This is a genomic window from Rubritalea squalenifaciens DSM 18772, assembly GCF_900141815.1.
Taxonomy (GTDB): Bacteria; Verrucomicrobiota; Verrucomicrobiia; order Verrucomicrobiales; family Akkermansiaceae; genus Rubritalea; species Rubritalea squalenifaciens.
In genome coordinates, this window is sequence record NZ_FQYR01000004.1 from 516,248 (window position 1) to 528,486 (window position 12,239).

General features: G+C 52.1%; 12 protein-coding genes. 7 read left to right on the forward strand and 5 right to left on the reverse strand.

Annotated elements, in window-relative coordinates; all coding sequences use genetic code 11:
- The first annotated feature begins 3 nt into the window (after positions 1-3).
- The 3 genes from BUB27_RS12410 to hisD are packed head-to-tail and all read left to right on the forward strand — an operon-like array spanning position 4 to position 2,679.
- Positions 4-744 (forward strand): SCO family protein, encoded by a 741-nt coding sequence (locus BUB27_RS12410; RefSeq protein WP_143184161.1) that lies wholly within the window; start codon positions 4-6, stop codon positions 742-744.
- Complete coding sequence (locus BUB27_RS12415) at positions 744-1,352, forward strand: DUF420 domain-containing protein (protein ID WP_143184162.1); 609 nt, start codon at positions 744-746, stop codon at positions 1,350-1,352. Before BUB27_RS12410 ends, BUB27_RS12415 begins: the two co-directional genes overlap by 1 nt.
- 37 nt (positions 1,353-1,389) lie before the next feature.
- Positions 1,390-2,679 carry a histidinol dehydrogenase gene (gene hisD / locus BUB27_RS12420; RefSeq protein WP_143184163.1) on the forward strand — a complete coding sequence of 430 codons (1,290 nt, stop codon included), beginning with the start codon at positions 1,390-1,392 and terminating at the stop codon, positions 2,677-2,679.
- 89 nt (positions 2,680-2,768) lie between these two features.
- Here the strand turns inward: hisD and BUB27_RS12425 are convergent, their stop codons facing one another.
- From BUB27_RS12425 to BUB27_RS12445, 5 genes are all read right to left on the reverse strand, one after another.
- Positions 2,769-3,494, reverse strand: coding sequence for a PEP-CTERM sorting domain-containing protein (locus BUB27_RS12425; RefSeq protein WP_143184164.1), 726 nt, complete (start codon positions 3,492-3,494; stop codon positions 2,769-2,771).
- Between the two features lie 74 nt (positions 3,495-3,568).
- The gene (locus BUB27_RS12430; protein ID WP_143184165.1) at positions 3,569-4,024 is read right to left on the reverse strand and encodes a hypothetical protein; all 456 of its coding nucleotides are present in this window, start codon (positions 4,022-4,024) and stop codon (positions 3,569-3,571) included.
- 41 nt (positions 4,025-4,065) lie between these two features.
- On the reverse strand, positions 4,066-4,533 hold the full coding sequence (locus tag BUB27_RS12435) for a hypothetical protein (RefSeq protein ID WP_143184166.1): 468 nt from the start codon (positions 4,531-4,533) through the stop codon (positions 4,066-4,068).
- A 76-nt stretch (positions 4,534-4,609) separates the two neighbouring features.
- A complete protein-coding gene (locus BUB27_RS12440) occupies positions 4,610-5,074 on the reverse strand; it encodes a PepSY domain-containing protein (protein ID WP_143184167.1) in 465 nt (154 codons plus the stop codon).
- Positions 5,075-5,253: 179 nt separating this feature from the next.
- On the reverse strand, positions 5,254-6,543 hold the full coding sequence (locus BUB27_RS12445) for an argininosuccinate synthase (RefSeq protein WP_143184168.1): 1,290 nt from the start codon (positions 6,541-6,543) through the stop codon (positions 5,254-5,256).
- Positions 6,544-6,798: 255 nt separating this feature from the next.
- Between BUB27_RS12445 and BUB27_RS12450 the strand changes: the two genes are divergently transcribed.
- The 4 genes from BUB27_RS12450 to cysK all read left to right on the forward strand — a co-directional run bounded on the left by BUB27_RS12450 (position 6,799) and on the right by cysK (position 12,186).
- Complete coding sequence (locus tag BUB27_RS12450; RefSeq protein WP_143184169.1) at positions 6,799-8,562, forward strand: assimilatory sulfite reductase (NADPH) flavoprotein subunit; 1,764 nt, start codon at positions 6,799-6,801, stop codon at positions 8,560-8,562.
- Between the two features lie 77 nt (positions 8,563-8,639).
- Positions 8,640-10,364 (forward strand): NADPH-dependent assimilatory sulfite reductase hemoprotein subunit, encoded by a 1,725-nt coding sequence (locus BUB27_RS12455; protein WP_143184170.1) that lies wholly within the window; start codon positions 8,640-8,642, stop codon positions 10,362-10,364.
- A gap of 28 nt (positions 10,365-10,392) precedes the next feature.
- Entirely contained in the window at positions 10,393-11,112 is a 720-nt protein-coding gene (locus BUB27_RS12460; RefSeq protein WP_268793973.1) for a phosphoadenylyl-sulfate reductase, read from the forward strand.
- 108 nt (positions 11,113-11,220) lie between these two features.
- Entirely contained in the window at positions 11,221-12,186 is a 966-nt protein-coding gene (cysK, locus tag BUB27_RS12465) for a cysteine synthase A (protein ID WP_143184172.1), read from the forward strand.
- Positions 12,187-12,239 lie beyond the last annotated feature (53 nt).

A 12,239-nucleotide genomic window follows, 5' to 3' on the forward strand; every position in this document is an offset into this window, starting at 1 on the left:
GCCATGGAAAAACAGAACAAACAGATCGTCATGATTTACGCAGGGGTCGCTATGATTGCGGTCGCCCTCGTAGTCGGCTTTGCCTTCATTGCTAAAGCGCGTAATCAACAGGCTCAAGAAAGTGAAGAAAGGCGACAGTCTCTCCGTCATCCGATGATTGTGGAAACGATCCAGCCACTCACTGAACTGGACAAGCAATTGACTGAAGACCTGCGAGGTCGCAACCAAGATGGTGAAGAGGTAGGACTTTATGACCTCAAAGGTAAAGTCGTGGTGTTTGCCCAGTTTTATAGCCGTTGCAGCATGTGCTTGGGTCACAACAGGATCATCATGCAGGATCTGCATGAGTCATTGCAGGGGAATCCAGATGTGCAGTTCGTCACGGTGACTGTGGATCCGGAGTTTGATTCACCGGAGAAGCTCAAGGAAATGGCCGAACTCTGGGGTGCGAAGAGCGACAGCTGGTGGATGCTCAACGTTCCCAAGGATAAGCTTGAGCCATACTGCCGTGAGCAAATGTGGTACGTCGATTTCAAGGAGAACGAGAACGCTACAAGTATTGCTGATGGGATCATGCACGACATGGGAATCGCGGTGATTGATCCAACTTCCAAGATGCGAGCCAAGGTAAATCTCTATGAGTTGAAAGTGAACGAAAAGGAAGACGAGTACCAAGCCCGTAAGGCTCAGCTTCTCGAGGTCATCGAAAATGCTCTGAAGGCAAAATCAACAGCCACAAACTAATGTCTGAATACAAAGAGTATCTTCAGCGTAAGCCAAAGCTAGCTGAAGGGCGTAAGATGAAATGGGTAGCCTGGGTGCTGACTGCAGTAGTGCTCATTTTGGTCGGCATGATGCGCAGACCTGAGCTCAAGTTTGCTTTGCCAGAGGGTGTCGAGTTCAGTTTTCTTCCGCCCATTCATGCTGCGCTGAATACCATCGTAGCGATGGCTTTGATGATTGCTGTCATGGCTATCAAGGCGAAGAAGGTGGTCTTGCACAAGCGTGCCATCGCAGTGGCGATGACTGCCTCAGTGCTGTTTTTGCTTTGCTATGTGGCCTATCACTTCACCACCATGGAGACGATCTATGGTGATTTTGATAAGAATGGCAAAGTGGACGATATCGAGCTGGCTCGTGTAGGGATCATGCGTGGCGTCTACTTGATTGTCCTTTTCAGTCACATCGTTTTGGCGGGAGTTAGTCTGCCATTCATTCTCTATACATGGATCTACGGGATGACGAATCAGTTCGCCAAGCACAAGAAGATGGCGAAGTGGGTCTTTCCTGTCTGGCTCTACGTGGCAGTTACGGGGCCGGTTTGCTACTTTATGCTGAAGCCGTTTTACTAGGCCGTAGCTACGTGTTAGAAAATTTCCCAGATAAGTTATGAAGGTTTTACGATTTGATGATGCTGGATACAGCGACTTTGTCAGTGAGCTGGATCGTCAGGCGATGCCAGGCACAGATCTCTACGAGACTGTGGCTGCCATCGTGAATGAGGTGAAGCAACGCGGCAATCAGGCGGTGTTTGAGTACACCTCCAAGTTTGATAAGCTCGACCTCACTGAAGAAACCATGTTTGTGAGCGAGGCTGAACTAGCTGAGGCAGAGGCTCAGGTAGAAGACTCCGTGAAGGAGGCGGTTGCTGCCAGCAAGCGCAATGTGCATTCCTTTGCCAAGCTGAGCATGCGTCAGGACTGGACGTCCACCAATGCTGAGGGGGCTCAGGTCGGGGAGCGCTTTGTTCCTTATGACCGAGTTGGTGTATACGTCCCCGGAGGTAAGGCTCCGCTCGTATCCACAGCATTGATGACGGCTGCTATCGGTCAGGCTGTTGGAGTGAAGGATATTCTGGCAGCGACTCCTGCGGGTCCAGATGGGAAAGTGAATCCTTCCTTGCTCTACGCGCTTAAGGAAAGTGGAGCGACCCAGATTATCAAGGTAGGAGGTGCTCAAGCAATCGCAGCCATGGCTCTGGGTACCCAGACGGTGAAGCCGGTGGAGAAAATTTTTGGACCGGGCAACAGCTTTGTGGTGGAAGCCAAGCGTCAGCTGGTTGGGGCTGTTTCCATCGATCTCTTGCCGGGACCGAGTGAAGTTCTGGTGATTGCTGATGACTCTGCGAATCCGGCATTTGTGGCTGCGGATCTATTGGCGCAAGCCGAGCACGGTGGAGACAGTGTCGTCGGTTTTGCAACGCCATCTGAATCCTTGCTGGAGAAGGTCAAGGTCGAGCTGGAGAAGCAATTGGCTCAGCTTAGTCGTGCAGATTACATCCGTCAGGTACTCGATGCGGGAACCTTCGTGCTGATCACCAAGGATCTGGAGGAAGCGGTGAACATCTGCAACGTCTTCGCTCCTGAGCACCTTTCTCTCATTGTCGAGAACGAGGATGCTTGGTTAGACAAAGTAAAGACTGCTGGCGCGATCTATGTGGGTAACTACGCTGCTGTAGCAGTCGGTGATTTCCTCGCCGGGCCTAGTCACACTCTGCCTACAGGCGGCAGTGGCAAGTCCTTCTCAGGGATTCGTGCCGACCAGTTCCAGCGCCGTACCAGTATTGTGCGTATGGACAAAGCATCCGTGCAGAAGTCTGAGAAATACGTGGCAGAGTTTGCTCGAGTCGAAGGCCTGGATGCTCACGGCGCCTCCGTTTCCATTCGCGCGAATAGCTAGACCAGTTATCTCGACAGAATTTGATGACAGAAAAGCCAGCCTGTTTCAGGCTGGCTTTTGTTATTTGTGTGTTGTTTGTGTGAGAAAATTTAGCGTCTCCTACGCAGCAGGAAGCTGAGCCCGGAAAGTCCAATGAGAGCAGTGGAAGATGGCTCAGGAACAGCTGTTAGCTCAATGTTCTGGATAAAGCTCGCTTTCGCTTGAGAGCCAGAGTTGTCATGCACGGAGAGTCTGAATTCAATGGTGGAACCATCTGCGACTGCTCCAATCCCGCTCAGGTCGATGCTAGGGGTGATCTTAGGGCTGAATTCGGAAACGTTAGCGGTCACTCCAGTCGGAGATTCCGCAGCAAATGTTGAACCGATGGTGCTGAACCCGCCTCCATCTATCTGATAGTAGAGCTGGAATTCGGCGATGATGAACTGATTGGCATCATTAGTGACGCTGATAGCATCAAAGCTGAAGGCGTCCAGGTTGAGACCGGTTCCTGAGTTGTTGGTGACTGTGAAGCCATAGTAGTCAGAATCAGAGTTGGCCGAACCTCCTGTATAGGCGCCTCGCTGGAAAAGCCATTCACCGGTGGCCCCGGGAATGTCATTGCCTGCACCAAATTCGGTGCGTGTAATGACTGATCCTGTCTGAAAGCCGTTAGCAGTCAGATTGGATACCGAGTAGTCAGCTGATACTGGCGCATTGTTCGTGGTTAGAGCCAGGTCATCGGCGTCAGTGCCGTCAACGAAGTGGACTAGAGTGGCTGCCTGAGAGCTCAGTGTAGCCGTGAGTAGGGTGATTGAAGTGAGAAGGGTATTTTTCATGTGTCATATATATCATGCGACACGTTGGGGGAATTGGGTAGTAGGTGCTTGCGTCAAAGTAGTTTACGTTTTTGTTATTGCGACTCCTGAGCTTCGGTTTCAAGGGGGCTCCTAGAATAACCGAAATGCAGGCACTCAAAAAGGTAGGTTTTAAGGAATGCCTTGAGTGAACCAAAGCGCTCATATTGGGCTGTGTGGACGAGCTCGTGCCTCAAGAGTGAAGGGTTCCCGGAGTAGCGCTCGTCTAAATAAATGCCATAGCGGAAACAGATGCCGGCAGCTGAGCCCACGGGGAAACCGAACTTTTGGCATAGCCTCTCTAACCAACAAGGCACGGGGCTGGGAACTCGAGCGACGATTTTTACTCGAATGTCCTCCGCGTGCTGAATACCTAGCTTTTGACAGTGCTCTAGCTCTTTCTCGTTAAGTCTGCGTCCAGTGCTGCGGATGATGACTTCATGATGGCCGACCCACAGGGCGGCTATGGGGGAAGAAAGATAGCTAAGTGTGTGTGCTAACCATGCCTGCATCGCGGTAAGCTTAGCACACGATGTTAGATTTTTCGAACCGATTAATCGATGCGGCCAGGCTGAGGAGGTGGGCAGATCATGCCCATGATCATGGGGCGGTCAATAGGGGGAGCTTTTTCCTCCTTCAATTCCGGTTCGATCTTTAGCTCGGGCTTTTCTTCAGTGGTTTTGGTTACTTTCTCTTCCTTGGGTGCGGGCTGGGTATGTTTTACCGGTGCTTCTTTGGCAGGAGGGATGTACTCGCCCACCACAATGCTGTCATTGTTCGTGGGGTGGCAGGCTGCCAGTGAGAGGATGCTTGCTCCCAAGGCAGTTGAGGCTCCCAGGCGGAACATGCCGCAGAGGCGGCCTTTCTGCTTTGCGTGCAGGAGGTCGATCTCTTCGAGGGTGAGTCCTGTCAGGTCGTGAACATGATGCTGGCACTTGTCGCAGTAGCGTTTTTGTTCGTCTCCTGACATGCAGTTCCAGTTCTCGCTACACGGGGTCTTGATGAGTTCATGTGGTTCCATATCGTCTATTGAGGGATGGTGGGGATTTTGTGACACGAAATGGGGATTTTTTTCGCTTATTCCTATGGAGTGATGCTTAGCCTTTCTTGCGCGAGATAATATCTGCAGAGCTGGGGGAGACCTGGAGCTTCCATTTCTTACCGTCCCGGTAGGCTTCGATCGACCAATTGGATTGCTTGAATTCGACCTCCGAAAGGAGGTAGCCGTCTTTCTCAAGTGATTGTGCAATGGCTGAGAGGGGCATCATGTTTTTGCCCGGGTGTTCTTTGCCTCTGCCGTCCCGGTCGGTATCCAGGATGGCGCCAGTTTTTGATTTTACCTTGAGTTTGAAATGTCGCTCTTGCTTCATGGCCTTCATTCTCCATTCATCGCTGCTCAGAAGGTCTCTGTCATGCCGTGCCTCGGTGATGAGATAACCGCGGCTTTCAATTTGAGAGGCGACTGTAGATAGCGGCAGAGCTTTAATGTCTGGCTTGTCTCCCGCAAAGACGGGGATGATCAGGGTGGATAGCAGCCACAGGTATAGGCTGATGATTTTCATGGCTTGGATGGGTTAGGGTTAAAATAGAATCTCAAAAGAGAGAATGGCCATCATAACATGCTCACTATGTGTGTGAAAGAACTCTTGGGTTCAACTGCTGATCTAAATTCTATGGGAAACAAAAAAGCACCTCATCTGAGGTGCTTTGAAAATGATTGGGTAAGGAGACTGGTCTCCTATTACTTGCCTTGCTTCTGGCGAGCGCTTGCCTTGAGGCGGAGTGCGTTGAGGGCGATGAAACCGGAAGCATCGTTCTGGTTGTAGGCTTCCTCGGCGCCACCTTCCATGGTTGCCACGTCCTCGTCGTAGAGAGAGAGGGGAGACTTGCGGCCAGCCTGGATGCAGTTGCCCTTGTATAGCTTGAGGCGAACTTCTCCAGAGACAGTCTGCTGGGTGGAGGTGATGAGGGCCTGGAGGGCCTCACGCTCTGGAGAGTACCAGAATCCGTTGTAGATGAGCTGTGAGTACTTAGGAATGAGGCTGTCGCGCAACGCCTGAGCCTCACGGTCCATGGTGAGAGTCTCAAGATCCTGGTGAGCTGCAAGCAGGATGGTGCCGCCTGGTGTCTCGTACACGCCGCGGGACTTCATGCCGACGAAGCGGTTTTCCACGATGTCGATACGACCAATGCCGTGCTTGCCACCGAGGGCGTTGAGTACGCGCATCACGCCGTATGGGTTGAGTAGGGTGTAGCCGTCCTGTGTGCCTTCAGCCTTTACGTCGCCAAGTTCAGCGATGAGTGCGTCAATGCCCTCGTACTGGAGGCCGATGACGTTGCCTTTCTCAAAGAGGAACTGCACGTACTCAGGAGTGTCTGGAGCTTCTTCAGGAGAAACGGAGAGAACATACATGTCTTTGTCTTCCTCGCCGGAGGCATCGTGCCAGGTGTCTTCCATGTTGCCAGCCTCGAAGGAGATGTGGAGCAAGTTGCGGTCCATGGAGTATGGCTTCTTCATGGAAGCTTTCACGGGGATGTTGTTCTCCTCAGCGTAAGCGATCATTTCAGCGCGGCCTGGGAACTGAGCGCGGAACTCATCGTCACGCCATGGGGCGATGCACTTGATGTCTGGTGCAAGGGCGGCGGCTGAGAGTTCGAAGCGAACTTGGTCGTTACCTTTACCGGTGGCACCGTGAGCGATGGCATCTGCACCTTCCTTGATAGCGACTTCCATCATGCCCTTGGTGATGCATGGGCGGGCGATGGAGGTGCCGAGGAGGTAACGGCCTTCGTAGAGGGCGTTGCCCTGGAACATTGGGAAAATGAAATCGCTGGCAAATTCTTCCTTCAGGTCACCGATGTAGCATTTGGAAGCACCGGTAGCGAGAGCCTTGGCTTCGAGGCCATCGAGTTCTTCGGCCTGGCCTACGTCTGCACAGTAGGCGATTACCTCAGCGTTGTACTTGTCTTTGAGCCATTTGAGGAGGACGGAGGTGTCGAGACCTCCTGAATATGCGACGACGATTTTCATAGTTCTATCTTGGTTTGGGGAGCGCTTGTTCCCTGTTGAAATCTTCTACGGGGGAGGAAAGCAGGGATGCCAAATGCGGGCAAGTGGAATTGTTTACTCAGATAACCTTAGTTAGCTACTCTGGATAAACGCCCGTTTACTGGAGTAGTTGACACAGGTTTTGTGAAAAATAGGTTGCCTCTTCCAGAAAGTGAGGGAATACTCCGGTCAGCGAAACCTAATAAACTTTAGCAATAAAATAAAGTATTCACGGCGATGATACCAGAACACGCACCTTTCGATACCAATCAGCGCGCTGCATTGACGGCGTTACTGCCGACCCTCTCACCTGAGCAACGCGCTTGGCTGAGTGGATTTTTGGCTGCATCTCCAGCAGGTGCGGTGGTAACTTCAGCCGCAGGCGGCAAGTCTCTGACCGTGCTTTATGGTACAGAGTCTGGCAACAGCGAAGGTCTTGCCGATAAGACAGCAAAGGCTGCGAAGAAGAAAGGTTTCAAGGTCGCGATGAAGAACCTGGCGGATATCTCCGTGGAGGATCTTAAGAAGTTTGAAAACGTGGCTCTTATCGTGAGCACCTGGGGTGACGGTGAGCCACCGGAAGCCGTGGAAGGTTTCTACAAGGCCTTCATGAATGGTGCTCCTGAACTTAAGGGATTGAAGTTCTCAATCTGTGCTCTCGGTGACACCAGCTATGACAAGTTCTGCCAGACAGGTAAGGACTTCGACGATCGTTTTGAATCACTGGGCGCCGAGCGTCTCGTTCCACGTCAGGACTGTGATGTTGATTTCGACGATGCCCATGCTGCTTGGGAAAAGTCACTTTTTGATGCTCTTGGATCTGCAGATGCAGGCGGGGCAGCCACTCTTGCAGCTCCAGTATTTGCTCCAGCAGTAGAATACGGACGTAAGAATCCATTCCCTGCGGAAGTGCTTGATAACGTACTTCTGAACGGTACAGGATCCGCTAAAGAGACAATCCACCTTGAGCTGGATCTAGATGGATCTGGTCTCGCTTATGAAGCTGGTGACGCTCTAGCCGTAGTTCCTGTGAATGCTGAGGACGTAGTAGCTGCACTACTCAAGGCCGCTGGCTTCACTGGTGATGAAGTCGTGACACTCAAGGGTGAAGAACCATGCAGCCTGAAGGAAGCCTTTACTTACAAGCTGGATATCACAGGACTTTCCCGTGCTGTCATCAAGAAGTACCAGGCACTTGCCAAGAGTGAGGAACTCGAGAAGCTGCTTGCAGATGATGCCAAGGATGACTTCAAGGTCTGGACTTGGGGTCGTGAGATCATTGATCTGCTTGAAAACTACCCGGTTGAGGGCCTCGAAGCTCAACAGCTGGTGGACATCATGCGCAAGCTTCCTCCTAGACTTTACTCCATAGCTTCCAGCCCGAAGGCGCACCCAGGTGAAGTGCATCTCACCGTAGCCGCTGTCCGTTATCACGGTCACGGCAAGGAGCGTAAAGGCGTAGCTTCTACCTACATCGCTGACAAAGCAAAGTCTGGTGAGAAGGTGCAGGTCTACGTGCATTCCAATAAGAATTTCCGTCTTCCAGAAGATGATGCTAAGCCTGTCATCATGGTTGGCCCAGGTACTGGTATTGCTCCATTCCGTGCATTCATCGAAGAGCGTGGCGAGCGTCAGGCTAAGGGCGATACCTGGTTGTTCTTCGGCGACCAACGCTACACATTCGATTTCCTCTATCAGCTTGAACTGCAGGATCACCTCAAGAATGGAGCGCTCACCAAGCTGGACGTCGCATTCTCCCGTGACCAGCCGGAGAAAGTCTACGTGCAGGACAAGATGCGCGAGCAAGGCGCCGAGATCTACAAGTGGCTTGAGCTCGGTGGTTACTTCTACGTCTGTGGTGATGCCGAGCGCATGGCAAAGGACGTGCATGCCGCACTCATCTCCATCGTAGCCGAGCACGGCAAGATGAGTGAAGACGAGGCTGTGGCCTACGTGGATGGCCTCAAGAAAGACAAGCGTTACCAGCGTGACGTGTACTAATTAGTGATTAGTTAAAGGTTAATAGACAATAGGAACCAATGCGGCTCTGGTGAGCCGAGAAAAGAAAGATTTAGACGATGAGCGAAGAGAAGAAATTATCCGCCAACGAGTACCTCAAGATTGAGAGTAATTATCTCCGCGGCACCCTGGCTGAAGAGCTTGCTGATACCTCCACCGGTGGTATCTCCGAAGGCGCTGGCCAAATGATCAAGTTCCACGGTTGCTACGTGCAAGACGACCGCGACCTGCGTGCCAGCCGCCGCCAGCACAAGCTTGAGAAAGCCTACAGTTTCCTGATGCGTGTACGTATCCCAGGTGGTGTGGTGTCTCCCAAGCAGTGGCTGCAAATGGACTGGATCTCTGAGAACTTTGCCAACCACACACTCAAGCTGACTACTCGTCAGGCATTCCAGCTGCACGGCGTAATCAAGACTCAGCTCAAGCGCACCATCCAGGAAATGGATAAGGTGGCTCTCGACTGTATCGCCGCTTGTGGTGACGTGAACCGTAACGTGATGTGCAACCCGAACCCACACCTCAGCGAAACACACGCTGAGACTGTGAAGCTGGCGCGTGACATCTCCGAGCATCTTCTCCCACAAGGTGGTGCTTACCACGAGATTTTCCTCGACCAGGAAAAGGTGATTTCCTCTGAAGAGGTGGTAGAGCCGATCTACGGTAAGACCTACCTTCCACGTAAATTCAAGATTGCGATCGCTGTTCCTCCGAGCAACGACGTCGATATCCACGCGAACGACCTGTCTTTCATCGCGGTTCAGGATGAGAACAACAAGCTTCTGGGCTACAACGTAGCTGTTGGTGGCGGCATGGGAATGACACACGGTGTGGATGCGACCTATCCACGTCTCGCAGACATCATCGGTTTCGTGACTCCAGACAAGGCCGTCGATGTGGCTGAGAAAGTGATTCTCGTGCAGCGTGACTTCGGTGACCGTACCGACCGTAAGCATTCCCGTCTGAAGTACACCATCGATGACCGCAGTGCTGACTGGTTCCTAAAGACACTCAACGAGTATCTTGGTTATGACCTTGAGCCAGTGCGTGAGTTTGAATTCACTACCAATGGCGACAACTTCGGCTGGCATGAAGACGAGCGTGGCATGTTCCACCTCAACCTCTTCATCCAAGGTGGCCGTGTGGTGGATAGCCCTGCTTTCCCGATCAAGACAGGTCTTCGTGAGATCGCTAAGATCCATGATGGTGAGTTCCGCCTTACGGCGAACCAGAACCTTGCCATCTCTAACATTTCTCCGGAGAAGCGCCCAGAGATCGAGAAGCTGCTTGAGGAATACAAGATCCTCAAGAGCCACGAGCGCAGTGCACTTCGTCTTCACTCCATCGCCTGTGTAGCCCTTCCGACATGTGGCCTCGCTCTCGCAGAAGCCGAGCGTTACTTGCCTGACGTGATCACCGAGTTGGAGGAAGTTGTCGAGGAATGTGGTCTTCGTCACGACGCGATCACCATCCGTATGACTGGCTGTCCTAACGGCTGTGGCCGTCCGTTCCTAGCGGAGATCGGCTTTGTAGGTCGTGGCCCAGACAAGTACAACATGTACCTGGGTGGTGGCCATGCAGGCCATCGCTTGAACAAGCTTTATCGTGAGTCCGTTCCGGGCTCTGAAATCAAAAACGTACTCAGACCAATCATCGAGGACTACGCCAAGTCTCGCGAAGAGGGTGAGAAGTTCGGTGACTTCGTGATCCGTGCCGGCTATGTGGCCGCTACAGTGAACGGCAAGGACTTCCACAAGAACGTGAAGACTGAAGTGGTAGCCTCCTAAGGAGGAGAAAACAATGTGTGTACTGAATATGGAAAGCACTCTGACAGAAGCAGAATTGATCGCGACAAACATGCAGTCTCGTAAAGCTGGCGAAAGACTCGCCTGGCTCTACGAACAGTATGGAGATCGTGTGGTTGCAAGTTCCAGCTTTGGATTGCAGGCTGCGGTGATGCTTCACCTCATCAGTGAGCACGCTCCCAAAATTCCTGTTGTGTTCGTAGATACTGGTTACCTCTTTAAGGAGACTTACGAATACATCGAGCAGCTCAAGAACAAGCTGAACGTAGACCTTCGCACCTATGTGCCAGAGCTTACTGCAGCACGCCAAGAGGCGCTCTATGGTAAACTCTGGGAAGGTGGGGCTGATGAGCAGCAGAAGTATGCGGTGATCAACAAGATCGAACCAATGAACCGTGCACTCCGCGAAATCGGCGGTGATATCTGGCTCAGTGGAGTACGTCGTGCTCAATCCAGCACGCGTAAAGATCGCTCTTTTGCGGAAAAGCAGACCAAGACAACCAAGGTCTACCCGATCCTCGATTGGGCGGATGCTCAGGTGAATGCTTACTTCGCTCAGAACGACCTGCCAAGGCATCCGCTGGAAGCTCAAGGTTATCAGACCATGGGTGACTGGCATTCCACAGTGCCGGTGGCTGAGGGTGAGAACGCGGAAGCTTCCCGCTTCAACGGCCAGAAGTATGAATGTGGTCTCCACCTCGATTCCGGGGTTCAGGATTTCCAGATCTAATCTGCTAGTAGGTGGGCTTCCTGAGTATTTGACAGAAATTTTTGTTGGGTGATCGGTGAGACCTGCTAGTACTAGTCCGTTCCTTTGAATTTTTTATAGCCAAGCATTATGAGTAAACTTGCAAACAACATGGTAGAAACAGTGGGTAACACTCCACTGATTAAACTGAACAAGCTCACTGAAGGCCTTGAAGCTGAGGTCTACGTGAAGGCTGAGTTCTTCAACCCACTCTTCAGCGTTAAAGACCGTATCGGTAAGTCAATGATCGAGGCTGCAGAGCGCGAAGGTAAGCTCAAGCCAGGCGGCACAATCATCGAGCCAACTTCTGGTAACACCGGTATCGCTCTTGCTTTCGTAGCCCGTGCTAAAGGTTACCGCTGTATCCTGACCATGCCTGAGAGCATGTCTATCGAGCGTCGAGTTCTTCTCCGCATGCTTGGTGCTGAGATCGTACTTACTCCAGCAGCCAAAGGCATGGGTGGTGCGATTGCTAAGGCTAAGCAGCTTCTTGAAGAAAATCCGGATGCGTTCGGTCCTCAGCAGTTCGACAACCCGGCTAATCCACAAGCTCACCGCGAGACTACAGCGGAGGAGATCTGGGAAGCTACCGAAGGTGGCATTGATGCTTTCGTAGCCGGTGTCGGTACTGGTGGTACGATCACTGGTGTTTCTGAAGTGATCAAGCAGCGCAAGGCTATCAAAACTTTCGCAGTTGAGCCTACAAACAGCCCCGTTATCAGCGGTGGCCAGCCAGGCCCACACAAGATCCAGGGTATCGGTGCTGGCTTCATTCCTAACAACCTCAATGTCGACATCATCGATGAGGTGATTCAGGTGACTAACGAAGACGCTTTCGAAACCGCTCAGCAGCTTGCTCAGCTTGAGGGTATCCCAGCGGGTATCTCCACAGGTGCTAACGTCTGGTCTGCTATTCAGGTTGCTAAGCGTCCTGAGTTTGCCGGTAAGAAGATCGTGACTGTAGGTTGCTCTTCCACTGAGCGTTACCTCTCCACGCCACTTGCTGACAAGGTGCGTGAGGAGGTGGCTCAGCTTCCAGTATCTGACGTCGAGTAATTCGATTTCTCATTTTCCAAAAGCCTGTTGGTGTTTCACTGGCAGGCTTTTTT

Bases quoted from the DNA above. Each gene is read 5' to 3' on its own strand.
- BUB27_RS12425 (WP_143184164.1), bottom strand. From the start codon at position 3,494: ATGAAAAATACCCTTCTCACTTCAATCACCCTACTCACGGCTACACTG.
- BUB27_RS12455 (WP_143184170.1), top strand. From the start codon at position 8,640: ATGAGCGAAGAGAAGAAATTATCCGCCAACGAGTACCTCAAGATTGAG.
- BUB27_RS12440 (WP_143184167.1), bottom strand. From the start codon at position 5,074: ATGAAAATCATCAGCCTATACCTGTGGCTGCTATCCACCCTGATCATC.
- BUB27_RS12410 (WP_143184161.1), top strand. From the start codon at position 4: ATGGAAAAACAGAACAAACAGATCGTCATGATTTACGCAGGGGTCGCT.
- BUB27_RS12415 (WP_143184162.1), top strand. From the start codon at position 744: ATGTCTGAATACAAAGAGTATCTTCAGCGTAAGCCAAAGCTAGCTGAA.
- hisD (WP_143184163.1), top strand. From the start codon at position 1,390: ATGAAGGTTTTACGATTTGATGATGCTGGATACAGCGACTTTGTCAGT.
- cysK (WP_143184172.1), top strand. From the start codon at position 11,221: ATGAGTAAACTTGCAAACAACATGGTAGAAACAGTGGGTAACACTCCA.
- BUB27_RS12430 (WP_143184165.1), bottom strand. From the start codon at position 4,024: ATGCAGGCATGGTTAGCACACACACTTAGCTATCTTTCTTCCCCCATA.
- BUB27_RS12450 (WP_143184169.1), top strand. From the start codon at position 6,799: ATGATACCAGAACACGCACCTTTCGATACCAATCAGCGCGCTGCATTG.
- BUB27_RS12445 (WP_143184168.1), bottom strand. From the start codon at position 6,543: ATGAAAATCGTCGTCGCATATTCAGGAGGTCTCGACACCTCCGTCCTC.
- BUB27_RS12435 (WP_143184166.1), bottom strand. From the start codon at position 4,533: ATGGAACCACATGAACTCATCAAGACCCCGTGTAGCGAGAACTGGAAC.
- BUB27_RS12460 (WP_268793973.1), top strand. From the start codon at position 10,393: ATGGAAAGCACTCTGACAGAAGCAGAATTGATCGCGACAAACATGCAG.